This window comes from Streptomyces sp. SCA2-17 (genome assembly GCF_044336695.1).
Window position 1 is genome coordinate 1,283,592 of sequence record NZ_CP117521.1, and the last position, 23,049, is coordinate 1,306,640.

Genomic DNA, 23,049 nt, shown 5'->3' on the forward strand with positions numbered 1-23,049 from the left:
ACGTCCGGCCGCGGCTCGCCTCAGGGGAGGTACCGCTCCACCGCCGCCCAGCCCTTCTCCTCGATGAGCCGCTTCGCGCGCTCCACCCGTTCCGGTGTCACGTCCCGGCCGGAGGCCATGACCAGGTCCTCGGGGTCGATCGGCCGCTCGCCCCCGGTGTAGAGCTCCCTGGGCCGGGACGTGGTGGATCCGTCGTCCGTCTTCTCCTTCGTGGTCTTCTCCTTCACGGCGAGCCTCCTCTGCTCCGCGCGGCCCTCGTCGCCGGGGCCTGCCGCTCGGTTTTCCCTCCATCGTGTGCCTTTTGTCCGGTAAATGCACGACGAGGGCGGGCGCGGGCCTCCAGGTACAGGGCGAGGCCCGCCAGCGCACCGGCCGGCCCCGCGCTCCCCCAGGGCAGCCAGGAGGTCAGCAGGAGGACGAGCCGCCGCTGGGAGGTCACCATGGCGACGGTGGAGTCGACGTAGTCGGCGCGCATCTTCACGTGCCCGGCGAAGGCGGTGACCGGCTTCTTGTCCGGCTGCCCGGTCCACCGCAGCTCCTCGCGGTGGATCTCCTCGCCGTTGACGGGCGCGCCGGTCACGGGGTCGACCCAGAACATGCGCCGGGTCGTGTACCACCGCTCCAGGCCCATCCCGCCGAGGGCCTCGGGCGTCACGCCGAGGGGCAGCGTCTTGGGGAAGGGGACGCGGGTCCAGGGGACGGTCTGTTCGAAGTAGTAGACGTCGAGCCCCCGGAAGGTGCGGGTGCCGCGGTAGTGGATGGGCGCGGAGGTGCGGGTCTGCATGTCGAAGTAGCGGTAGTCGCGCTTCTCGGCGAGGAACGGCCACTTGTACTCGATGCCGTCGCGCCGTACGGGCGTGCCGTCGACGTGTTCCCCGCCGGCGTGCACGGGCTGCTGGCCGTGGGCGTCGAACACGTACCGCTCGGGGATCCGGGAGATCATCGCCCCGTCGGGCCCGGCCATGTACGTGAGGGTGTCCCAGACGACGACGTCGCGCCCGGTCCCGCGCCTGACCTTGCGGGCCTCTTCGACGTTGCCCTTGAGCGTCTGGACGAGGGTCACCTTGGGGACGGTCCGCGGCTCCATGCGGGCGTAGTCGACGAGCGTCGCGTCCTTCGCCTCCAGGACGGCGGTCTGGTACGTGCCCGCAGGCACCTTGGCCAGGCGGGGGAAGGCGTACCAGCGCAGCAGCGGGGCGAGAGCCGCGAGGAACACGGCCACCGCGAGAAGGACGAGGCTCGCTCTGCGGCGCACGGCGCGGCCGGCCCGTCAGGGGTGCGCGGGGACGGAGGTGAGCAGGGGCTTCGGGGAGGTCGTGCCCTCGGGCGGGCCGATCGCGGTGACGGTGAAGACGAGGGCGAAGGCGGCGGCCAGTCCGACGGCCGCGGCGGCGAGTGCGCGCATGTGAAGCCTCCCGGCGGATCGCCCCGGACCCAAGGCATCTGACGCCCAGTCAGGAGCAGGCAGGGCACGGTAGCAACGCACGGCGCAGATGAGAACCACGCGCACGGCCCCTCTCCCGCGCGGCGGACGCGAGGGAGAGGGGCCGTACGGACGTCACGGGCGCCGGTCAGTGCGCGGCGGACTCCCAGTCCCGCCCGACGCCGACCGACACGTCCAGCGGTGCGCGCAGCGTGACCGCGCCCGCCATCTCGCGGCGGACCAGCGCCTCGACGGCCTCGCGCTCGCCGGGCGCGATCTCCAGCACGATTTCGTCGTGGACCTGGAGCAGCATCCGGGACGAGAGCTTCTCGGCCTCCAGCGCCTCCCCCACCCGCAGCATCGCGATCTTGACGATGTCGGCGGCGGTGCCCTGGATCGGGGCGTTCAGCGCCATCCGCTCGGCCATCTCGCGGCGCTGGCGGTTGTCGCTGTTGAGGTCCGGGAGGTAGCGGCGGCGGCCGAGCATCGTCTCGGTGTAGCCCGTGGCGCGGGCCTCGACGACGGCCCGCTGGAGGTAGTCCCGCACGCCGCCGAAGCGCTCGAAGAAGGTGTCCATCAGCTTGCCCGCCTCGCCGGGGGCGATGTTCAGCTGCTGGGACAGGCCGAACGCCGACAGGCCGTAGGCCAGGCCGTACGACATCGCCTTGATCTTCCGGCGCATCTCCGGGTCGACCTCGGTCCGCTCCACGTCGAAGACCTGGGAGGCGACGGTGGTGTGCAGGTCCTCACCGGAGGCGAACGCCTCGATGAGACCCTCGTCCTCGGAGAGGTGCGCCATGACCCGCAGCTCGATCTGGCTGTAGTCGGCGGTCATGAGGGACTCGTAGCCCTCGCCGACGACGAAGCCGCGGCGGATGGCCCGGCCCTCGTCCGTCCGCACCGGGATGTTCTGCAGGTTGGGGTCGGTGGAGGACAGCCGGCCCGTGGCCGCCACGGTCTGGTTGAAGGTGGTGTGGATCCGGCCGCCGGGCGCGATGGACTTGATCAGACCCTCGACCGTGGACCGCAGCTTCGACTGCTCGCGGTGCCGCAGCATGATCACCGGGAGTTCGTTCTCGGTCTGCGCCGCGAGCCACGCCAGGGCGTCGGCATCCGTGGTGTAGCCGGTCTTGGTCTTCTTCGTCTTCGGCAGGCCGAGCTCGCCGAAGAGCACCTCCTGGAGCTGCTTGGGCGAACCGAGGTTGAACTCGTGGCCCGCGGCCGCGTGCGCCTCCTGCACCGCCTGCTGCACCGCGGCGGCGAACTGCTGCTCCATGCGCTCCAGCCAGCCGCGGTCGGCGGCGATGCCCGCCCGCTCCATACGGGCCAGCAGCGCGCTCGTCGGCAGCTCCACATTGCGCATGAGGTCCGCCGCGCCGACCTCCGCCAGGCGCGTGGTGAACGCGGCGCCCAGGTCGAGGACCGTGCGGGCCCGGCCCATGAGGGCGTCGGCCTCGGCCTGCTCGTCGGCGCCGAAGGCCAGCTGCCCGTCGCCCGCGGCGGCCGTGGCCAGCTCGCGGCCCAGATACTCCACGGACAGGGCGTCCAGCGCGAAGGAGCGGCGCCCGGGCTTGACCAGATAGGCGGCCAGCGCCGTGTCCATGCTGACGCCTTCGACGGACCAGCCGTGCTCGGCGAAGACCCGCATCGCCGCCTTGGCGTCGTGCATGACCTTCGGCGCGCCCGCGTGGGCGCTCCACGCGGCGAACGCCTTCTCATCGGCCTCATCGAGCTCCGCCGGGTCGAACCACACGGCCGGGCCCTCGCCCGTGGCCAGCGCGATCTCCGCGACGCGGCCGCTGCCCAGCGACCACGCGTCGACGGTCGCCACACCGAGCGGGGACGTGCCGTGCTCCGCCAGCCACGGGGCGAGCTCACCCGCCGCGAGCACCGTGCCGTCCACCTCGGCGCCGGCCGCCGGGACGACCTCCTCCTCGGCCTCCGCGCCCGGGTCCGCGGCCAGCAGCCGGTCCCGCAGGCCCTGGTTGCGGATCTCCAGGCCCTCCAGGAAGGCGATCAGCGCCGTGCGGTCGTAGGCCGCGCGCACCAGGCCCTCCGGGCCCACCGGCAGCTCCACATCGCGCACCATCTCCGTCAGGCGGCGGTTCAGCTTGACCGCCTCCAGGTGATCGCGGAGGTTCTGCCCGGCCTTGCCCTTGACCTCCTCGACGCGCTCCACCAGCTCGGCGAACGAACCGAACTGGTTGATCCACTTCGCGGCGGTCTTCTCGCCCACGCCCGGGATGCCCGGCAGATTGTCCGACGGGTCGCCGCGCAGGGCCGCGAAGTCCGGGTACTGCGACGGGCTCAGGCCGTACTTCTCCTGGACCTTCTCCGGCGTGAAGCGCGTCAGCTCCGAGACGCCCTTCGTCGGATACAGGACCGTGACGTCGTCGGACACCAGCTGGAAGGAGTCCCGGTCGCCGGTGACGATCGAGACGTGGAAGCCCTCGGCCTCGGCCTGCGTGGCCAGCGTGGCGATCACGTCGTCCGCCTCGAAGCCGTCCACCGCGAAGCGCGGCACCCGCATGGCGTCGAGCAGCTCGCCGATCAGCTCGACCTGGCCCTTGAAGTCGTCCGGCGTCTTCGACCGCGTCGCCTTGTACTCCGGGAACTCCTCCGAGCGCCACGTCTTGCGTGACACGTCGAACGCCACCGCGAAGTGCGTGGGCGCCTCGTCACGCAGGGTGTTCGCCAGCATCGACGCGAAGCCGTACACCGCGTTCGTCGTCTGCCCGGCCACCGTCGTGAAATTCTCCGCGGGCAGCGCGAAGAACGCCCGGTACGCCATCGAGTGCCCGTCCATGAGGAGCAGGCGGGGGCGACCTCCCTCCGCTGCCTCGGTGCCGGTCGGTCCGTTCGTCTTCACTGCCTTTGCTGCCACGCCCCCGATCCTGCCACGGACCACTGACAATCCCGGCCACGGCGACCTGACCGGCCCCCCCCCGGCGACCCCGGCCGCCTCGCCGGCCTCGCCCTGCCCGCCGCGCCGACCTCGCCCCGGCGCCCGCCGCGGCCCCGTGACAGGATCGGACCCGTACGTCAGGTGCGTACGGGATCCCGTACGCGACACCGCGCACCACCGACCGCTCAAGGGGGAGCGATATGGCAGGCAAGCCACCCACCGGCGATCCCGTTCAGGACGCACCGGACGTCACGGCCCCGCAGCACGCCGCCGCCGGACTGCCCGCCGTCGCCCACTCCCTGCGCATGGCCCACCAGCAGATGGGCGCCCGCCGCACCGCCCTCACCCTCCTCAAGGTCAACCAGAAGGACGGCTTCGACTGCCCCGGCTGCGCCTGGCCCGAGCCCGACAAGCGGCACGCGGCCGAGTTCTGCGAGAACGGCGCCAAGGCCGTCGCCGAAGAAGCCACCCTGCGCCGCGTCACGCCCGGCTTCTTCGCCCGCCACACCGTGACCGACCTGGCCGGGCGCAGCGGCTACTGGCTCGGCCAGCAGGGCCGCCTCACCGAGCCCATGTACCTGGCCGAGGGCTCCGACACCTACGAGCCGGTGACCTGGGAGCGCGCCTTCGGCATCATCGCGGAGGACCTCGCCGCCCTGGACTCCCCCGACGAGGCCGTCTTCTACACCTCCGGCCGCACCAGCAACGAAGCGGCCTTCCTCTACCAGCTCTTCGCCCGCGAGTTCGGCACCAACAACCTGCCCGACTGCTCCAACATGTGCCACGAGTCCTCCGGCTCGGCGCTCTCGGAGACGATCGGCATCGGCAAGGGCAGCGTCCTCCTGGAGGACCTCTACAAGGCCGACCTGATCATCGTCGCCGGCCAGAACCCGGGCACCAACCACCCCCGCATGCTCAGCGCCCTGGAGAAGGCCAAGCGCGGCGGCACGAAGATCATCACGGTCAACCCGCTCCCCGAGGCGGGCCTGGAGCGCTTCAAGAACCCGCAGAACGCCCGCGGCCTCGCCGGCAACGGCACCGCCCTGACCGACCTCTTCCTCCAGATCCGCCTCGGCGGCGACCAGGCGCTCTTCCGCATCCTCAACCGGCTCGTCCTGGAGACCGAGGGCGCCGTCGACACGGAGTTCGTCGACGAGCACACCCACGGCTTCGAGGACTTCCGGCGCACCGCCCTCGCCGCCGACTGGGACGAGACCCTGCGAGCCACCGGCCTGGGCCGCGCGGAGATCGAGCAGGCCCTCGCCATGGTCCTCGCCTCCCGGCGCACCATCGTCTGCTGGGCCATGGGCCTCACCCAGCACAAGCACGCCGTGCCCACCATCAAGGAGGTCGTCAACCTCCTGCTCCTGCGCGGCGACATCGGCCGGCCCGGCGCCGGCGTCTGCCCCGTCCGCGGCCACAGCAACGTCCAGGGCGACCGCACCATGGGCATCTTCGAACGCCCCGCACCCGCCTTCCTCGACGCCCTGGAGAAGGAGTTCGGCTTCACCCCGCCGCGCGAACACGGCCTTGACGTCGTCCGCGCCATCCGCGCGCTCCGCGACGGACAGGCCAAGGTCTTCTTCGCGATGGGCGGCAACTTCGTCTCCGCCACACCCGACACCGACGTCACCGAGGCCGCCGTCCGGCGCGCCCGCCTCACCGTCCACGTGTCCACCAAGCTCAACCGGTCCCACGTGGTCACCGGCGCCCGCGCCCTCATCCTGCCCACCCTCGGCCGCACCGAGCGCGACCGCCAGGCCGGCGGCGAACAGTTCGTCACCGTCGAGGACTCCATGGGCATGGTGCACGCCTCCCGCGGCGGCCTGAAGCCCGCGAGCCCCCACCTGCTCTCCGAACCCGCCATCGTCTGCCGCATGGCCCGCCGCGTGCTCGGCGACGCCTCCCCCACCCCCTGGGAGGACTTCGAGCGGGACTACGGCACGATCCGCGACCGCATCGCCCGCGTCATCCCCGGCTTCGAGGACTTCAACGCCCGCGTCGCCCGCCCCGGCGGCTTCACCCTGCCCCACGCCCCCCGCGACGAGCGCCGCTTCCCCACGGCCACCGGCAAGGCCAACTTCACGGCCGCGCCCGTCGAATACCCGCGCGCCCCCGAGGGCCGCCTGCTCCTCCAGACCCTGCGCTCGCACGACCAGTACAACACCACCATCTACGGCCTCGACGACCGCTACCGCGGCATCAAGAACGGCCGCCGCGTCGTCCTCGTCCACCCCGACGACGCGGCCGCACTCGGCCTCGCCGACGGCAGCTACGCCGACCTCGTCAGCGAGTGGACCGACGGCAGCGAGCGCCGCGCCCCCGGCTTCCGCGTCGTCCACTACCCCACGGCCCGCGGCTGCGCCGCCGCCTACTACCCCGAGACGAACGTCCTCGTCCCGCTCGACCACACCGCCGACACCAGCAACACCCCGGCGAGCAAGTCGCTGGTCATCAGGATCGAGCGGAAGGACGCCCCGGCCGGCTGACGGCGGCTGACGACGGTTGACGGCAAGGCCGTTGAACTGAAAAAACTTTCACACCACAACGGCCGAAGGTGATCGGAGCACGACGCATGGGCGAGCACGGCAAGACCACGTTCCCGCAGGAGGTCCTGGACCAGTGGGCCGGCAGCGGGGTCGACCTGCCCGCCCTCTTCTCGGCCGGGCATCTCGGCGAGCGCATGAGCGTGCGCGTCGTCGAGGCCTCCGCCGACCGCGTCGTCGGCACCATGCCCGTCGAGGGCAACACCCAGCCGTACGGGCTGCTGCACGGCGGTGCCTCCGCCGTGCTCGCCGAGACGCTCGGCTCCGTCGGCGCGATGCTGCACGGTGGCCCCTCGCGGGTCGCCGTCGGCGTCGACCTCAACTGCACCCACCACCGGGGCGTCCGCTCCGGGCTGGTGACCGGCGTCGCCACGCCGGTGCACCGGGGGCGCACCACCGCCACGTACGAGGTCGTCGTCACCGACGAGCAGGACAAGCGGGTGTGCTCGGCGCGGCTCACGTGCGTCATCCGCGACGCGGGGTGACCGGCGTCGCCGGAGCGTGACCCTGGCGGGGCCGACCCGGCATTCCGCCGGTCCCTCGCCGTCGGGGCTTCTCGCCGTTGCGGCGGGCTCTTTGTTTCCGCCGCAACGCGGTCCCCCTACCGTCACGGCAGGCATGTCCCTCCGCCGCAACGGCGAAACACCACAACGTGGCAGCCCGGCGGTGCCGACCGAGCGCAAGGCGGCTTCCCGGCGCTACGGATGCGCTCTACCTTCGCAGCATGCGGGCACCCCTACGCGGCCGGCCGGCCTGCGCCTCGCTGCTGGCAGCCGCCCTCCTCTCCGGCTGCGGAGGATCCGTAGCCGGCCCCGCCCCGCAATCCCCCTCGCCCGCCTCCCCCGTGCAGCTGTGCACCACGCTCATCTCGTACTGGGCCGAGCAGGACCTCACCGGCGGCAAGTGGGCCGGGCTCGACTGGGAGCAGAAGGGCCTGTCGAACGAGCAGTACGCCCTCTACAGCGACATCGTGCAGGCAGCGCGCGCCGAGCAGCACCGGCACGGGACGGACGCGGCGCTCGCACTGATCCGGCGCCGATCCGCCGAGCGCTGCAAGGCCGCGAACGGAGCGACCGGCAGCTCCGAGAACTGGCGGCCCCCGACGTAACGTTGTGTAACCACAGGGCAGGGCGGGAAGCGTAGGGACGGCGGCGCAAGCATCGCCGACGTGGCCTGACATCCCCCTTCCGCACCCCCGACCGCTTAGCGGAACTGCACTTTCTGGCTCCGCACTCGGGGGACAAATCACCATCCGCGAAGATCATTCGATCAGCGCTGCTACACAGAATTCCCCAGAAGTGAGCTGCGTCATAACAAGACAGTCACATCATGGCCAGCACCTCTGCCCCCCGCCGCCGCACCCCCTTAGAGTCACGGCCAGTCACCACCCCGCCGGGGAAAGGACACACCGTGCGCCATCGTCCCCTGCTCCTCCTCACCAGCACCCTCGCCGCCGGCGCCCTCACCCTCAGCGCCTGCGGCTCACGCGACGACGGCGGCAAGAGCGACGACAACGACGGCGGCGGCGCGCAGACCACCGTGGTCATCGGCGTCGACGCCCCGCTGACCGGCTCTCTCTCCGCCCTCGGCCAGGGCATCAAGAACTCCGTCGACCTCGCCGCCCGCACCGCCAACAAGAACAAGGAAGTCAAGGGCGTCACCTTCCGCACCGAATCCCTCGACGACCAGGCCGTCCCGGCCTCCGGCCAGCAGAACGCCACCAAACTCGTCGCCGACAAGGCCGTCCTCGGCGTCGTCGGCCCCCTCAACTCGGGCGTCTCCCAGTCCATGCAGGGCGTCTTCGCCCGCGCCGACCTCACCCAGGTCTCCCCCGCCAACACCAGCCCCGAACTCAGTCAGGGCGACAGCTGGCTCAAGGGCGACAAGAAACGCCCCTTCAAGACCTACTTCCGTACCGCCACCACCGACATCATCCAAGGCCGCTTCGCCGCGCAGTACGCGTACAACGACGCCAAGAAGAAAAAGGCCTTCGTCATCGACGACAAACAGACCTACGGCGTCGGCCTCGCCTCCATCTTCGGCCAGGAATTCAAACGCCTCGGCGGCGAAGTCGTCGGTACGGACCACATCACCGTCAAGGAGACCGACTTCTCCAGCGTCGCCGACAAGGTCAAGAACAGCGGCGCCGACATCGTCTACTACGGCGGCCAGTACCCCGAAGGCGGCCTCGTCTCCGACCAGGTCAAGAAGGCCGGCGCCCACATCCCGCTCATGGGCGGCGACGGCATCTACGACCCCGCCTTCATCAAGGCCTCCAGCGAGAGCAACGACGGCGACCTCGGCACTTCCGTCGGCTATCCCGTAGAAGACCTCGACTCCGCGAAGGCCTTCGTCCAGAACTACAAGGCCGCCGACTACAAAGACCCCTACGCGGCGTACGGCGGCTATTCCTACGACGCGGCCTGGGCCATCATCCAGGCCGTCAAGAGCGTCGTCACCGCCAGCAACGGAAAGCTCCCCGCCGACGCCCGCGCCAAAGTCACCGAAGCCATGGGCAAGGTGTCCTTCGAAGGAGTCACCGGAAAGGTCTCCTTCGACGAATTCGGCGACACCACCAACAAACAACTGACCGTCTACCAGGTCAAGGGCGACGCCTGGAAGTCCGTCAAGAGCGCCACCTTCAAGGACTGAGCACTCTCCAGGACTGAGCACTCTCAAGAACCGAGTCCCCTCACACGCCGAGCACTCGTCAAGGACCGCGCACCCTCACCGACCGAGCACCCACCCGGACCCCGGCCCACCGCGCGAGGAAGCGACCCACGCCCTCGCGCGGACCCGCATCCGACCACCCGCAACGGAGGCCCAGCGGTGCACCAACTGCCGCAAACGCTGGTCAACGGACTCGCCCTCGGTGCCCTCTACGGCCTCATCGCCATCGGGTACACCATGGTCTACGGCATCGTCCAGCTCATCAACTTCGCGCACGGCGAGATCGTCATGATCGGAGCCTTCGGCGCCCTCACCATCCACCTCTGGCTCCCCGGCGGCACCCCCCTGCCCGCCGCCCTCCCCCTCATGCTCGCCGGCGGCGCCATAGCCTCCGTGGCCGTCGCCACCGCGGCCGAACGCTTCGCCTACCGGCCCCTGCGCACCGCCCCCAGGCTCGCCCCCCTCATCACCGCCATCGGCCTCTCCATCGCCCTCCAGCAAATCGTCTGGGCCTTCTACCCCGACGCCAAGAAATCCCGCGGATTCCCGCAGTTCCAGGGCGACGCCTTCGAACTCGCCGGCAACCTCCACATCCAGCGCGACGACCTCTTCGTCCTCATCGCGGCCCCCCTGTGCATGCTCGCCCTCGGCTTCTTCGTCGCCAAAAGCCGCACCGGCCGCGCCATGCAGGCCACCGCCCAGGACCCCGACACCGCAAAACTCATGGGCGTCAACACCGACCGCATCATCGTCCTGGCCTTCGCCATCGGCGGCGCCTTCGCCGCGGTCGCCGCGGTCGCCCAAGGGCTCCGCGCCGGACAGATCAACTTCGAAATGGGCTTCATCCTCGGCCTCAAGGCCTTCACCGCGGCCGTCCTCGGCGGCATCGGCAACATCTACGGCGCCATGCTCGGCGGAGTCGTCCTCGGCATCGCCGAAGCCGCCGCATCCACCTACATCCAGCACATTCCCGGAATGCAGCAACTCGGCGGAGGCGGCTGGAAGGACGTCTGGGCCTTCGCCCTCCTCATCCTCGTCCTCCTCATCAGGCCCCAAGGGCTGCTCGGCGAACGCGTCGCGGATCGGGCGTGAGAGCAATGAACCCACACACCACACCAGAAGCACCCGCCACGGAAGCCACCCCTCTCATCCCCCTCCCCCTCGGCACCGCACGCGCCCTCACCACCGCCGGCGCCCTCCTCAGTGCCGCCTCCACCTTCCTCTCCTGGACCTGGACCACCCGCTTCCCCGGCAACCTCACCGTCAACGGCTACCCCGGCGGCCTCCAGCTCCTCACTCTCACCGGCGCCCTCCTCACCCTCGCCTACGCCCTCACCTCCTGGAACATCCCGGGCCTCCGCCCGCTCAACCCCGCCGGCAGCCACAACGCCACCGCCTTGCTGGCCGTCGCCACCCTCGCCACCACCTGGTACACCCTCATCGCCATCGCCGCCCAGCTCGGCGGACTCGCCAACCTCGAACCCGGCGGCTACGCGGCCGCCCTCACCACGCTCCTCACCCTCCTCGGCGCCCTCGCCCTCCCCCTCGACCGGAGCCCCGCCGACCCCGCCCCGGCCACCGGCCGCCTGAGCGGGACCCGCGCCGCGGCAGCCGTACGCTCCGTCCTGCGCACCCTCGGCCCCGGCCGGACCGGCAAGCAGCCGCCCCCGCCCCGGCCCCTGCCCGCCTGGGCCGAAATCCTCGTCATCGCCGCCGCCTTCGGCCTGGCCCTCGGCATCGTCACGTACGGCATCGGCACCGCGTACGGCGAACTCTTCACCGGCTTCCTGCTCCTCGCCGGCTTCGGCACCGCGGGCCTCGCCCGGGCCGGGCTCCTCGGCCGGCTCACCGCCCTGACCGCCAAGCACCGCACGCCCACCGTCACCGCCGCCTTCGTCGCCGCGGCCCTCTTCCCCCTCACCCAGGACACCGACCAGTACACGCTCATCGCCGTCAACATCCTGATCTTCTCGACCGTCGCCCTCGGCCTCAACGTCGTCGTCGGCCTCGCCGGCCTCCTCGACCTCGGCTACGTCGCCTTCCTCGGCGTCGGCGCCTACACCGCCGCCCTCGTCTCCGGCACCACCGCATCCACGCTGGACGTCCGCTTCCCCTTCTGGGCCGCCGTCCTCACCGGCGCCGCCGCCTCACTCGTCTTCGGCGTCGTCATCGGCGCCCCCACCCTCCGGTTGCGCGGCGACTACCTCGCCATCGTCACCCTCGGATTCGGCGAGATCTTCCGCATCACCGTCGGCAACCTCAACGGCGAATCCGGCCCCTCCCTCACCAACGGCCCCAACGGCATCCCCAACATCCCCGACCTCGTCCTCTTCGGCTACTCCTTCGGCAAGACCCACCACCTCGGCAGCGTCACCCTCAACCCCTTCGCCAACTACTACCTCCTGATGCTCCTCTTCACCGTCATCGTCGTCCTCGTCTTCAGCCGCGCCGGCAACTCCCGCATCGGACGCGCCTGGATCGCCATCCGCGAGGACGAAACCGCCGCCACCGCCATGGGCATCAACGGCTTCCGCCTCAAGCTCCTCGCCTTCGCCCTCGGGGCCACGCTCGCCGGGCTCGCCGGAACCGTCCAGGCCCACGTCGCCTACACCGTCGTCCCCGAGCAGTACGTCTTCGCCGGGCCCGTGCCGCCCAACTCCGCCTTCCTCCTCGCCGCCGTCATCCTCGGCGGCATGGGCACCATCAGCGGCCCCCTCCTCGGCGCCGCCCTCCTCTACCTCATCCCGGCCAAGCTCCAGTTCCTCCAGGACTACCAACTGCTCGCCTTCGGCGCCGCCCTCATCCTCCTCATGCGCTTCCGCCCCGAAGGCCTCATCCCCAACCGCCGCCGGCAGCTCGAATTCCACGACGGAGCCGCCACCGGCAGCACCCTCACGCCAGCGGAGGCGACCACCCCATGACCACCACCGCCGCCGCACCCGCGGAAGCCCCCGCAGAAGTGCCCGTCCTCACCGCCACCGGCGTCACCATGCGCTTCGGCGGCCTCACCGCCGTACGCGACGTCGACCTCACCGTCCACCCCAACGAAATCGTCGGCCTCATCGGGCCCAACGGCGCTGGAAAAACCACCTTCTTCAACTGCCTCACCGGCCTCTACGTCCCCACCCACGGCACCGTCGCCTACAAGAGCGCCGCCCTGCCCGCCAAACCCCACCTCGTCACCAAGGCCGGCATCGCCCGCACCTTCCAGAACATCCGCCTCTTCGCCAATATGACCGTCCTCGAAAACGTCCTCGTCGGCCGCCACACCCGCACCAAAGAAGGCCTCTTCTCCGCCCTCCTCCGCGGCCCTGCCTTCCGCCGCGCCGAAAAGGCGTCCGAAGAACGCGCCATGGAACTCCTCGCCTTCACCGGGCTCGCCGCCAAACGCGACCACCTCGCCCGCAACCTCCCCTACGGGGAACAGCGCAAGCTCGAAATCGCCCGCGCGCTCGCCAGCGACCCCGGGCTCCTCCTCCTCGACGAACCCACCGCCGGCATGAACCCCCAGGAAACCCGCGCCACCGAGACGCTCGTCCACGCCATCCGCGCCCAGGGCACCGCCGTCCTCGTCATCGAGCACGACATGCGCTTCATCTTCGCCCTCTGCGACCGCGTCGCCGTCCTCGTCCAGGGCGAAAAACTCACCGAAGGCACCTCGGAGGCCGTCCAGGCCGACGAACGCGTCATCGCCGCGTACCTCGGCACGCCCTTCGAAGGCGCGCCGGGAGAAGAAGAAGCGGCGGAAGTCGCCGCGGCCGAAGCACGCACCGAAGAAGGGGAGGAGAACCGGTGACCGCCCTCCTCGAAGTCGAGAACCTCCGCGTCGCCTACGGCAAGATCGAAGCCGTCAAAGGCATCAGCTTCAGCGTCGAGGCGGGCCGGATCGTCACCCTCATCGGCACCAACGGCGCGGGCAAGACCACCACCCTGCGCACCCTCTCCGGGCTCCTCAAGCCCCTCGCCGGCACCGTCCGCTTCGACGGCCGCCCCCTGACCGGCGTCCCCGCCCACCGCATCGTCGCCCTCGGCCTCGCCCACTCCCCCGAAGGCCGCCACATCTTCCCCCGCCTCACCATCGCGGAGAACCTCCAGCTGGGAGCGTTCCTCCGGAAGGACACCGGCGGCATCGCCGACGACGTACGACGCGTCTACGACCTCTTCCCCATCCTCGGCGAACGCGCCCGCCAGGCCGCCGGCACCCTCTCCGGCGGCGAACAGCAGATGCTCGCCATGGGCCGCGCCCTGATGTCCCGCCCCAAGCTCCTCATGCTGGACGAGCCCTCCATGGGTCTCTCGCCGATCATGATGCAGCGGATCATGGCCACGATCACCGAGCTCAAGGCCTCCGGGACGACCATCCTGCTCGTCGAGCAGAACGCCCGGGCCGCGCTCTCCCTGGCCGACCACGGCCACGTGATGGAGATCGGGAAGATCGTCCTCTCCGGGACGGGGGCGGACCTCCTCCACGACGAGTCGGTGCGCAAGGCGTACCTGGGCGAGGACTGACGAGGGGCCCGCGCCGGCGCGAACCGGACACGGGCCCCTCTCAGGAAACGGACGGGGCTACTGCCCCTTCGCCGCCTTCTTCTCCTCGGCGTCCTCGATGACCGCCTCGGCGACCTGCTGCATCGACAGGCGGCGGTCCATCGACGTCTTCTGGATCCAGCGGAAGGCCGCCGGCTCGGTCAGGCCGTACTGCGTCTGCAGGACGCTCTTCGCCCGGTCGACCAGCTTCCGCGTCTCCAGCCGCTGCGAGAGGTCCGCGACCTCCTTCTCCAGGGCCTTCAGCTCCGTGAAGCGGGAGACGGCCATCTCGATGGCCGGGACGACGTCGCTCTTGCTGAACGGCTTCACCAGATACGCCATGGCCCCGGCGTCCCGGGCCCGCTCGACGAGCTCGCGCTGCGAGAACGCGGTCAGCATCAGCACGGGCGCGATCGAGTCGCGGGCGATCTGCTCGGCGGCGGAGATCCCGTCCAGGACGGGCATCTTCACATCGAGGATCACCAGATCCGGCCGGTGCTCCCGGGCCAGCGCGACCGCGGTCTCGCCGTCGCCCGCCTCGCCCACGACGGAGTAGCCCTCTTCCTCGAGCATCTCTTTGAGGTCGAGCCGGATGAGGGCCTCGTCCTCGGCGATCACGACGCGGGTGATGTGGGGAGGGGTGTGCTGCGGCTCGTCGTCGACGGGCGGCGTGGGCTCGGCGGCGGTCACGGGTCTCCTCGGTAGGGCAGGTGCTGCTGCATGAGCCTACCTACGTCATGTAGTTTTGAGCACTGAGGGGGTATAGACTTCCCTTGGATTACAAGGCCCCGGTAGCCCAATTGGCAGCAGGCAATGGATTCAAAACCCATACAGTGTCGGTTCGAGTCCGACCCGGGGCACTTTACCTTCGATTCGAAGGTCACCTAAGGCGCCAAACCGTTGGCGATCTTCACTCACCACGGTGAACATTTCTCCGAATCCACCCGTCCGCTGCAAGCGCTCCCACACGCTCGCAGGTGTGTACGACCTCGAAACGCGGCATCGCGCACTGGCCCTCGTCCGCCAAGGACGCAGTCTCAACTCCGTGAGCAAGGAGACCGGGATATCCCGGTATGCGATCCGCTCATGGCAGGCCAGGATCGAACCCCTGTCACGCACGGCCGCACCATGTGAAAGATGCGGCCCAACCTTCCAGCCACCCCACAGCCCCGCCACATACGTCTACCTGCTCGGCCTCTACCTCGGGGATGGCTGCCTGAGTGCTGGCCGGCGCGGCGTCTACGCGTTACGCATCGCGTGCGCAAACGACTGGCCCGGGCTCATCACATCCTGCCGAGAGGCGATCAAGAGAGTCCGGCCCGAGAACAGCGTGTTCATCGCGCAGAGGCAAGGCTGCGTGATGGTCACCAGCACCAGCAAGCACTGGCCCTGCCTCTTCCCCCAGCACGGAGCGGGAAAGAAGCACGAACGGGCGATCGCGCTGGAGCCCTGGCAGCAACGTCTCGTGGACTCCTACCCCTGGGAGTTGCTACGCGGACTCATCCACTCTGACGGATGCCGCATCACTAACTGGACGACTCGCCTCGTCAACGGAGCGCCCAAGCGCTACGAGTACCCGCGATACTTCTTCACCAACAAGTCCGCGGACATCCGGAAGCTCTACACAGACACGCTCGACGCCGTGGGCGTCGAGTGGAAGCAGCCGAACGCCTTCAACATCTCCGTCGCCCGCAAGGCATCCGTAGCCCTCATGGACACCCACATCGGCCCCAAGCACTGACGTAGTCGTCCTACTCCTCCCCGATGTGGTGGACCCGCACCATGTTCGTCGTGCCCGGGGTCCCGGGGGGCGAGCCCGCCGTGATGATCACCCGGTCTCCCCTCCGGCAGCGGCCGATCCTCAGGAGGTACTCGTCGACCTGGTCGACCATCTCGTCCGTCGTCTGCACCATCGGGCCCAGGAACGTCTCCACTCCCCACGTCAGGCTCAGCTGAGCCGCCGTTGACGCCTCCGGCGTGAAGGCCAGGAGGGGGATCGGGGAGCGGTAGCGGGACAGGCGGCGGACCGTGTCGCCGGACTGGGTGAAGGCGACCAGGAACTTCGCCTCCAGGAAGTCACCCATTTCGGCCGCGGCGCGGGCCACGGAGCCGCCCTGGGTGCGGGGCTTGCTGCGTTCGGTCAGGGGCGGGAGGCCCTTCGCGAGGAGGTCCTCCTCCGCCGCGGCCACGATGCGGCCCATGGTCTTGACCGTCTCGACGGGGTACTTGCCCACGCTCGTCTCGCCGCTGAGCATCACCGCGTCCGTGCCGTCGATGACGGCGTTGGCGACGTCGGAGGCCTCCGCGCGGGTGGGGCGGGAGGCGTCGATCATCGAGTCGAGCATCTGGGTCGCCACGATGACCGGCTTCGCATTGCGCCTGGCCAGCTTGATGGCGCGCTTCTGCACGATCGGGACCGTTTCCAGCGGCATTTCGACGCCGAGGTCACCGCGGGCGACCATGATGCCGTCGAAGGCGGCGACGATGCCGTCGAGGTTCTCCACGGCCTGCGGTTTCTCGATCTTGGCGATGACGGGGCGGCGGCGGCCCTCCTCGTCCATGACGCGGTGGACGTCGGCGACGTCGTCCGCGCTGCGGACGAAGGACAGGGCGATGATGTCGGCACCGATGCCCAGGGCCCAGCGCAGGTCCTCGACGTCCTTGCCGGAGAGGGCGGGGACGGAGACGGCGACGCCGGGGAGGTTGAGGCCCTTGTGGTCGGAGACCATGCCGCCCTCGATGACGATGGTCCGCACGCGCGGGCCGTCGACCTCGGTGACCTCCAGGGTGACGCGGCCGTCGTCGACGAGGATGCGCTCGCCCCGGCTGACGTCGGCGGCGAGGCCGTCGTAGGTGGTGCCGCAGGTGTGGCGGTCGCCCTCGACGGGCTCGACGGTGATGGTGAATTCATCGCCCCGTTCAAGGAGTACGGGACCTTCGCGGAAGCGGCCGAGGCGGATCTTCGGGCCTTGAAGGTCGGCGAGGACGCCGACGCTGCGGCCGGCCTCCTCGGCCGCCTTGCGTACGCGCTGGTAGCGGGCCTCGTGGTCGGCGTAGGTGCCGTGGCTGAGGTTGAAGCGGGCTACGTCCATGCCGGCGTCGACGAGTGCCTTGATCTGCTCGTACGAGTCGGTGGCGGGCCCGAGGGTGCAGACGATTTTTGCTCGGCGCATGGCTCGACCTTATGACCTACCGGTGGGTAGTGGATCCGTCGCCGGCGACAGCCCAACGGCCTTTCGGTAAAAGGTTTTTGACAACGCATGAACGTGCGCGTGCGCGCTCCGATGAGCGGTTCAGAGCCGGGGCGGCGTCATGGTGAAGCGGGCGTTGACCTGGGCGTGGACGGTCTGGCGCTGGGGTTCGAGATCCAGTTCGGGCTCGGGGGCGGCGGCGGCTCCGTAGCCGCCGCGGGCCATGCCGCCGGCCATGCCGGCCGGGGCGGGGTAGCCGAAGCTCTCGGCACCGTCGTCGGCGAGTTCCAGGAGGGCGGTGAGGCGGGCGCCGAGGGCCTCGGCGTATTCGCGGGCGCGCTGCACGGCTTCCTGCACGGCCAGGCGGCGGGCTTCGCGGTGCGCGGGTGAGTCGGGGCGGAGGGACCACCAGGGGCCGGTGATGCTCGTGAGGGGGAGGTCGGCGATGCGGGTGGTGAGTTCGCCGAGAACGGTGAAGTCGTTGAGGGTGGCGGTGACGTAGACGCTGCCGTGGTAGGAGCGCACGCGCTCGTGGCGGCCCTTGTCGGCGAACTGCGGGGCCACGGTGACCAGGCCCGTTTCGAGCTTCTCGACGGCGTCGCCGTAGGACTTGACGAGGTCGAGGGCCCGGGTGTTGCGGAGCGTGAGTTCTTCGAGGGTGGTGGTGCGGTCGGTGTTGCGTGCGGTGACGGCGATGTGGATGAGGGCGATTTCGGGGTCGACTTCGAGGCGGGCTTCGCCCCGGACGGAGACGCGGGGGGTGTCGGGGGTGCCGTAGGGCAGGGCGGCGGATTCGGGTGTGGTCATGGCTCCAGTGTGGCCTTGCGGCCCTCCGGCCGGGGTTACCCGGGAGTCACCGGATCGCAACCTTGGGAGGGTGTCGCGGCCGGGGTGGGCCGGGTCAGAATCTACGCGCGTTGTCAGCATTGCGACTTGGGGAGAAGAAGTGCCGCTGAACCGGAGGAACTTTCTGGAGCGTACCGCCGCGACGGGCGCGGGGGTCGCGCTCGTGGGGGCGGTGGGTGCCGGGACGGCCGAGGCGCAGGGGGTGGATGCGGGTCTCGCGGGCGGCCGGGGGAAGCGGAAGTACTCCTTCACCGTGATGGGGACGACGGATCTGCACGGGAACGTCTTCAACTGGGATTACTTCACCGACGCCGAGTTCGACGACAAGGCGCACAACGACGTGGGTCTGGCGAAGATCTCGACGCTGGTGAATCAGGTGCGGGCGGAGAAGGGGCGCCGGAACACCCTGCTGATCGATGCGGGCGACACCATCCAGGGCACCCAGCTGTCGTACTACTACGCCAAGGTGGATCCGATCACCAAGGCGCACGGCCCGGTGCATCCGATGGCGCAGGCGATGAACGCGATCGGGTACGACGCGGCGGCGCTCGGGAACCACGAGTTCAATTACGGCATTCCGGTGCTGCGGAAGTTCGAGGAGCAGTGCGACTTCCCGCTGCTGGGGGCGAACGCGCTGGATGCGAAGTCGCTGCGGCCGGCGTTCGCGCCGTATGTGATGAAGCGGGTGTGCACGCCGTTCGGCCGTGATGTGAAGGTCGCGATCCTGGGGCTGACGAATCCGGGCATTGCGATCTGGGACAAGGCGAATGTCCAGGGGAAGATGGTGTTCCCGGGCCTGGAGGAGCAGGCGGCGAAGTGGGTGCCGCGGCTGCGTTCGATGGGTGCGGACGTGGTGATCGTCTCCGCGCATTCGGGTTCGAGCGGGACGTCTTCGTACGGTGATCAGCTGCCGTACGTCGAGAACGCGGCGGCGCTGGTGGCGGAGCAGGTGCCGGGGATCGACGCGATCCTGGTGGGCCACGCGCACACGGAGATCCCGGAGTACCGGGTGGCGAACAAGAAGACGGGCAAGCAGGTGGTGCTGTCCGAGCCGTTGAAGTGGGGGCAGCGGCTGACGCTCTTCGACTTCGGGCTGGTGTGGGAGCGGGGCCGCTGGCAGGTGGAGTCGGTGTCGGCGAAGGTGCTGAACTCGAACACGGTGCCCGAGGACAAGAAGATCACCCGCCTGCTGCGGGACGAGCACGAGAAGGTCGTGACGTACGTCAACCAGGTGATCGGTACGTCGACGGCGGCGATGAGCGCGGCCGAGGCGGCGTACAAGGACACTCCGGTCATCGACTTCATCAACCACGTGCAGAAGGAGACCGTGAAGGCGGCGCTGGCCGGAACGGCCCACGCGGCGCTGCCCGTGCTGTCGCAGGCGTCGTGCTTCTCGCGGACGGCGGCGGTGCCGGCGGGGAAGGTCACGATCCGTGAGGTGGCGGGGCTGTATCCGTTCGAGAACACGCTGGAGGCCCGGGTGCTGACGGGCGCGCAGCTGCGGGATTATCTGGAGTTCTCGGCGCACTATTACGTGCGGACGGCGGCCGGTGCTCCGGTGGATCCGGCGAAGCTGACGAATGCGGAGAGCATTCCGGATTACAACTATGACGTGGTCAGCGGCCTCTCGTACGAGATCGACATCGCGAAGGCGCCGGGCGCGCGGGTCACGAAGCTGATGTTCGACGGGAAGCCGCTGGACGACGCGGCCGAGTTCGTCCTGGCGGTGAACAATTACCGGGCCAGTGGCGGGGGCAATTTCCCGCATGTGGCGCGGGCGAAGCAGGTGTGGGCCAACTCGGAGGAGATCCGTAACACGATCATTTCCTGGGTGAAGGCGCAGGGGTCGATCGACGTGGCGCGCTTCGCATCAGTGGACTGGAAGCTGACGCGGGATGGTGCGCCGGTCTTCTGATCCCGCGCTGCGGGGTCGCGGCTGAGACCGCGGCTCCAGGCCGAACGTGGTGAAGGCGGTCCGCTCCGGGAGGGGGTAGACCGCCTTTCCCGTGATGGCGTTGAGGATCGTGGCGCTGCGCCAGGCGGCGAGGCCGAGGTCGGGAGTGCCGACGCCGTGGGTGTGGCGCTCGGCGTTCTGGACGTGGATGGCGCCGCGGACGAGGGGGTCGAGGACGAGGCGGTGGTTCTCGTCGATGCGGGGGCGCTCGCTGTGGTCGCGGCGGATGTAGGGGTCGAGGGCGGCGAGGAGGGTGTCGACGGGGCGCTCGCGGTAGCCGGTGGCGAGGATGACGGCGTCGGTGGTGATGCGGGAGCGGGTGCCCTGCTGGGCGTGTTCGAGGTGGAGCTCGACGCGGGTGGTGCCGACGCGGCCCGCGGTGCGGACGAAGACGCCGGGGGTGAGGACGGTGTCGGGCCAGCCGCCGTGGAGGCTGCGGCGGTAGAGCTCGTCGTGGATGTCGGCGAGGGTCTCGGCGGCGATGCCCTTGTGGAGCTGCCACTGCTGGGGCAGGAGCTGGTTGCGGACGGCTTCGGGGAGGGCGTGGAAGTAGCGGGTGTAGTCGGGGGTGAACTGTTCGAGGCCGAGCTTGCTGTACTCCATGGGCGCGAACGCGGGCGTACGGGCGAGCCAGTGGAGCTTCTCGCGGCCGGCGGGGCGGTTGCGGAGGAGGTCGAGGAAGACCTCGGCGCCGGACTGGCCCGAGCCGATGACGGTGATGTGCTCGGCGGCGAGGATGCGCTCGCGGTGGTCGAGGTAGTCGGCGGAGTGGATGACGGGGACGGCCGGGGCGTCGACGAGGGGGCGCAGGGGGTCGGGGACGTGGGGGGCGGTGCCGACGCCGAGGACGAGGTTGCGGGTGTAGGTGCGGCCGAGGGCTTCGGCCTCGCCGTCGGAGTCGAGCTGGGTGAAGTCGATTTCGAAGAGGCTGCGCTCGGGGTTCCAGCGGATGGCGTCGATCTGGTGGCCGAAGTGGAGGCCGGGGAGGTGCTGGCTGACCCAGCGGCAGTAGGCGTCGTATTCGGCGCGCTGGATGTGGAAGCGCTCGGCGAAGTAGAAGGGGTAGAGGCGTTCGCGTGATTTGAGGTAGTTGAGGAAGCTCCAGGGGCTGGTGGGGTCCGCGAGGGTGACGAGGTCGGCGAGGAAGGGGACCTGGAGAGTCGTGCCGTCGATGAGCAGGCCGGCGTGCCAGCGGAAGGTGTGGTTCTGGTCGTAGCAGGCGGTGCGGAGGCCGGGGACGCCGTGGGCGAGGGCGGCGAGGGAGAGGTTGAAGGGGCCGATGCCGATGCCGGCGATGTCGAGCGGCTGGTCGGGGGTGGTCTGGGGCGCTTCCGCCGGCGAGGGGGACGCCTGGGCCCGGCGTCCTGGGTCGGACGGGGGCGGCGGCGGGGTGCCGGGGGTGTTCTCCGGGGGGTTGTTGGGGGGTGGCGGGGTCTTCATCGGCGTACCTGGCCTTCCACGAGGGTGAGGAGTGTGCGGAGGTCGTCGGGGGTGGTGTGGGGGTTGAGGAGGGTGGCCTTGAGCCAGAGGCCCTCGGGGGTGGTGGTGCGGCCGAGGACGGCGTGACCGTGGTGGAGGAGGGTGCGCCGGAGTGCGGCGGTGGTGCGGTCGTCGGTGCCGGTGGGGCGGAAGAGGACGGTGCTGAGGGCGGGGCGCGCGTGGAGGTCGAAGGAGGGGTGGGCCTCGATGAGGTCGGCGAGGTGCTGTGCGGCGGCGCAGACGCGCTCGACGAGCTCGCCGATGCCGCGGCGGCCGAGGGCGCGGAGGGTGACGGCGATCTTGAGGATGTCGGGGCGGCGGGTGGTGCGCAGGGAGCGGCCGAGCAGGTCGGGGAGGCCGGCGCGGGTGTCGTCGGGGGCGTTGAGGTAGTCGGCGTGGTGGGCGAGGGGGGCGAGGGCGGTGGTGTCGGGGACGGCGAGGAGGCCGGCGGCGACGGGCTGCCAGCCGAGTTTGTGGAGGTCGATCGCGATGGTGTGGGCCTGGTCGAGGCCGTCGAGGGCGGGGCGGAGGGTGTCGCTGAAGAGGAGCGGGCCGCCGTAGGAGGCGTCGGCGTGGAGGCGGGCGCCGTGGGTGCGGCAGAGCTCGGCGACGGCGGGCAGGGGGTCGATGCGGCCGGTGTCGGTGGTGCCGGCGGTGGCGACGACGAGGGTGGGGGTGCCCGTGGCGGTGAGCTCGGTGAGGGCTGTGCGGAGGGTGGCGGGGTCGAGGACGCCGGTGGGGGTGGGGAGGGTGAGGGGGGCGGGGAGGCCGAGGAGCCAGGCGGCGCGGTGGATGCTGTGGTGGGCGTTGGCGCCGCAGACGACGCGGAGGGGCGCGGGGGCTTGCGTCTTGGCCTGCCCCTCGGCCTGTCCCCCGGCCGCTTCCCTCGCCAGGAGCAGTGCGAGCTGGTTGGACTCGGTGCCGCCGGTGGTCACCAGGGCGTCCGGGGCGGGGCGGCCCGGGTAGGCGAGGGCGGCCAGGGCGCGGGTGGTGAGCGCTTCGAGGGCGGTGGCCGCCGGGGCCTGGTCCCAGGAGTCGAGGGAGGGGTTGAGGGCGGCGGCCGCGAGGTCGGCCGCGGCGGCCAGGGCCAGCGGCGGGCAGTGGAGGTGCGCGGCGCAGTGGGGGTGCGCGGGGTCGGCGGCGCCTTCGGCGAGGGCGCTGACGAGGGTGTGGAGCGCTTCGTGGGCGCCGGTGCCGCTCTCGGGGAGGGCGGGGGCGGCCAGGGCGCGCAGGCGGGCGGTGACGGCTTCGGGGCCGCCGGCCGGGAAGGGGCCTGCGCGGGTGGCGGCGCCCTGGGCGAGGGCGTCGAGGGTGGTGTCCAGGAGCGGGTGGAGGGCGTGCGGGCCGTGGGATCCGCCGGCGAGTGGGACAGGGGTGTCCTCCGCGGCCTCGCGGGGTGAGGCGACGGTGGGGCCGGCGGACGCAGGCATGACTTTGCCCCTTTTGGGTTGACTTCGTGCGCGTGCTGTGCGGTCGCTTGCGGGCGGTGACGAGCAGCAACTGCAACA

At 70.6% G+C, this 23,049-nt stretch carries 19 protein-coding genes and 1 tRNA gene; 11 read left to right on the plus strand and 9 right to left on the minus strand.

The window, feature by feature from the left end:
• Nucleotides 1-20: 20 nt before the first annotated feature.
• The 4 genes from PS271_RS05715 to polA all read right to left on the minus strand — a co-directional run bounded on the left by PS271_RS05715 (nucleotide 21) and on the right by polA (nucleotide 4,229).
• Nucleotides 21-227, minus strand: a complete 207-nt coding sequence (locus PS271_RS05715) for a hypothetical protein (protein WP_398380631.1) — start codon at nucleotides 225-227, stop codon at nucleotides 21-23.
• Nucleotides 224-1,255: a cell envelope lipid trafficking protein PgfA gene (gene pgfA / locus PS271_RS05720; protein ID WP_398380633.1), complete on the minus strand. Its 1,032-nt coding sequence runs from the start codon at nucleotides 1,253-1,255 to the stop codon at nucleotides 224-226. Before pgfA ends, PS271_RS05715 begins: the two co-directional genes overlap by 4 nt.
• A gap of 15 nt (nucleotides 1,256-1,270) precedes the next feature.
• A complete protein-coding gene (locus tag PS271_RS05725) occupies nucleotides 1,271-1,405 on the minus strand; it encodes an SPW_0924 family protein (protein WP_398380635.1) in 135 nt (44 codons plus the stop codon).
• Nucleotides 1,406-1,571: 166 nt separating this feature from the next.
• Nucleotides 1,572-4,229 carry a DNA polymerase I gene (gene polA / locus PS271_RS05730; protein WP_398386691.1) on the minus strand — a complete coding sequence of 886 codons (2,658 nt, stop codon included), beginning with the start codon at nucleotides 4,227-4,229 and terminating at the stop codon, nucleotides 1,572-1,574.
• Nucleotides 4,230-4,528: 299 nt separating this feature from the next.
• On the opposite strand from polA, the gene PS271_RS05735 reads away from it, so the two are divergent.
• From PS271_RS05735 to PS271_RS05770, 8 genes are all read left to right on the plus strand, one after another.
• On the plus strand, nucleotides 4,529-6,817 hold the full coding sequence (locus PS271_RS05735; RefSeq protein ID WP_398380637.1) for an FdhF/YdeP family oxidoreductase: 2,289 nt from the start codon (nucleotides 4,529-4,531) through the stop codon (nucleotides 6,815-6,817).
• Nucleotides 6,818-6,903: 86 nt separating this feature from the next.
• Nucleotides 6,904-7,359 carry a PaaI family thioesterase gene (locus PS271_RS05740; protein WP_398380639.1) on the plus strand — a complete coding sequence of 152 codons (456 nt, stop codon included), beginning with the start codon at nucleotides 6,904-6,906 and terminating at the stop codon, nucleotides 7,357-7,359.
• 239 nt (nucleotides 7,360-7,598) lie between these two features.
• Nucleotides 7,599-7,982 (plus strand): hypothetical protein, encoded by a 384-nt coding sequence (locus PS271_RS05745; RefSeq protein WP_398380641.1) that lies wholly within the window; start codon nucleotides 7,599-7,601, stop codon nucleotides 7,980-7,982.
• A gap of 302 nt (nucleotides 7,983-8,284) precedes the next feature.
• Nucleotides 8,285-9,526, plus strand: a complete 1,242-nt coding sequence (locus PS271_RS05750) for a branched-chain amino acid ABC transporter substrate-binding protein (RefSeq protein ID WP_398380643.1) — start codon at nucleotides 8,285-8,287, stop codon at nucleotides 9,524-9,526.
• Between the two features lie 177 nt (nucleotides 9,527-9,703).
• Nucleotides 9,704-10,636 carry a branched-chain amino acid ABC transporter permease gene (locus PS271_RS05755; RefSeq protein WP_398380645.1) on the plus strand — a complete coding sequence of 311 codons (933 nt, stop codon included), beginning with the start codon at nucleotides 9,704-9,706 and terminating at the stop codon, nucleotides 10,634-10,636.
• A 5-nt stretch (nucleotides 10,637-10,641) separates the two neighbouring features.
• Nucleotides 10,642-12,465, plus strand: a complete 1,824-nt coding sequence (locus PS271_RS05760) for a branched-chain amino acid ABC transporter permease (protein WP_398380647.1) — start codon at nucleotides 10,642-10,644, stop codon at nucleotides 12,463-12,465.
• Nucleotides 12,462-13,340, plus strand: a complete 879-nt coding sequence (locus PS271_RS05765) for an ABC transporter ATP-binding protein (RefSeq protein ID WP_398380650.1) — start codon at nucleotides 12,462-12,464, stop codon at nucleotides 13,338-13,340. The genes PS271_RS05760 and PS271_RS05765 overlap by 4 nt, the downstream gene beginning before the upstream one ends.
• Complete coding sequence (locus PS271_RS05770) at nucleotides 13,337-14,053, plus strand: ABC transporter ATP-binding protein (protein ID WP_398380652.1); 717 nt, start codon at nucleotides 13,337-13,339, stop codon at nucleotides 14,051-14,053. The genes PS271_RS05765 and PS271_RS05770 overlap by 4 nt, the downstream gene beginning before the upstream one ends.
• Before the next feature lie 57 nt (nucleotides 14,054-14,110).
• On the opposite strand, the gene PS271_RS05775 is transcribed toward PS271_RS05770, so the two are convergent.
• On the minus strand, nucleotides 14,111-14,761 hold the full coding sequence (locus PS271_RS05775; RefSeq protein ID WP_398380654.1) for an ANTAR domain-containing response regulator: 651 nt from the start codon (nucleotides 14,759-14,761) through the stop codon (nucleotides 14,111-14,113).
• Between the two features lie 95 nt (nucleotides 14,762-14,856).
• On the opposite strand from PS271_RS05775, the gene PS271_RS05780 reads away from it, so the two are divergent.
• Nucleotides 14,857-14,931, plus strand: a tRNA-Leu gene (locus PS271_RS05780).
• 119 nt (nucleotides 14,932-15,050) lie between these two features.
• The gene (locus PS271_RS05785; RefSeq protein ID WP_398380656.1) at nucleotides 15,051-15,812 is read left to right on the plus strand and encodes a transcriptional regulator; all 762 of its coding nucleotides are present in this window, start codon (nucleotides 15,051-15,053) and stop codon (nucleotides 15,810-15,812) included.
• Between the two features lie 10 nt (nucleotides 15,813-15,822).
• Here the strand turns inward: PS271_RS05785 and pyk are convergent, their stop codons facing one another.
• Entirely contained in the window at nucleotides 15,823-17,244 is a 1,422-nt protein-coding gene (gene pyk, locus PS271_RS05790; protein WP_398380658.1) for a pyruvate kinase, read from the minus strand.
• 120 nt (nucleotides 17,245-17,364) lie between these two features.
• Nucleotides 17,365-18,069: an SIMPL domain-containing protein gene (locus PS271_RS05795; protein WP_398380660.1), complete on the minus strand. Its 705-nt coding sequence runs from the start codon at nucleotides 18,067-18,069 to the stop codon at nucleotides 17,365-17,367.
• A gap of 139 nt (nucleotides 18,070-18,208) precedes the next feature.
• Here PS271_RS05795 and PS271_RS05800 point away from each other — a divergent pair, with 139 nt between their 5' ends.
• Nucleotides 18,209-20,023, plus strand: coding sequence for a bifunctional metallophosphatase/5'-nucleotidase (locus PS271_RS05800; protein ID WP_398386693.1), 1,815 nt, complete (start codon nucleotides 18,209-18,211; stop codon nucleotides 20,021-20,023).
• On the opposite strand, the gene PS271_RS05805 is transcribed toward PS271_RS05800, so the two are convergent.
• Nucleotides 19,979-21,502 (minus strand): lysine N(6)-hydroxylase/L-ornithine N(5)-oxygenase family protein, encoded by a 1,524-nt coding sequence (locus PS271_RS05805; RefSeq protein WP_398380662.1) that lies wholly within the window; start codon nucleotides 21,500-21,502, stop codon nucleotides 19,979-19,981. The genes PS271_RS05800 and PS271_RS05805 overlap by 45 nt on opposite strands.
• The gene (locus tag PS271_RS05810; protein WP_398380664.1) at nucleotides 21,499-22,971 is read right to left on the minus strand and encodes a pyridoxal phosphate-dependent decarboxylase family protein; all 1,473 of its coding nucleotides are present in this window, start codon (nucleotides 22,969-22,971) and stop codon (nucleotides 21,499-21,501) included. The genes PS271_RS05805 and PS271_RS05810 overlap by 4 nt, the downstream gene beginning before the upstream one ends.
• Nucleotides 22,972-23,049 lie beyond the last annotated feature (78 nt).

Bases quoted from the DNA above. Each gene is read 5' to 3' on its own strand.
- PS271_RS05725 (WP_398380635.1), bottom strand. From the start codon at position 1,405: ATGCGCGCACTCGCCGCCGCGGCCGTCGGACTGGCCGCCGCCTTCGCC.
- PS271_RS05740 (WP_398380639.1), top strand. From the start codon at position 6,904: ATGGGCGAGCACGGCAAGACCACGTTCCCGCAGGAGGTCCTGGACCAG.
- pyk (WP_398380658.1), bottom strand. From the start codon at position 17,244: ATGCGCCGAGCAAAAATCGTCTGCACCCTCGGGCCCGCCACCGACTCG.
- PS271_RS05810 (WP_398380664.1), bottom strand. From the start codon at position 22,971: ATGCCTGCGTCCGCCGGCCCCACCGTCGCCTCACCCCGCGAGGCCGCG.
- PS271_RS05760 (WP_398380647.1), top strand. From the start codon at position 10,642: ATGAACCCACACACCACACCAGAAGCACCCGCCACGGAAGCCACCCCT.
- PS271_RS05765 (WP_398380650.1), top strand. From the start codon at position 12,462: ATGACCACCACCGCCGCCGCACCCGCGGAAGCCCCCGCAGAAGTGCCC.
- PS271_RS05745 (WP_398380641.1), top strand. From the start codon at position 7,599: ATGCGGGCACCCCTACGCGGCCGGCCGGCCTGCGCCTCGCTGCTGGCA.
- PS271_RS05805 (WP_398380662.1), bottom strand. From the start codon at position 21,502: ATGAAGACCCCGCCACCCCCCAACAACCCCCCGGAGAACACCCCCGGC.
- PS271_RS05735 (WP_398380637.1), top strand. From the start codon at position 4,529: ATGGCAGGCAAGCCACCCACCGGCGATCCCGTTCAGGACGCACCGGAC.
- PS271_RS05795 (WP_398380660.1), bottom strand. From the start codon at position 18,069: ATGACCACACCCGAATCCGCCGCCCTGCCCTACGGCACCCCCGACACC.
- polA (WP_398386691.1), bottom strand. From the start codon at position 4,229: ATGGACGGGCACTCGATGGCGTACCGGGCGTTCTTCGCGCTGCCCGCG.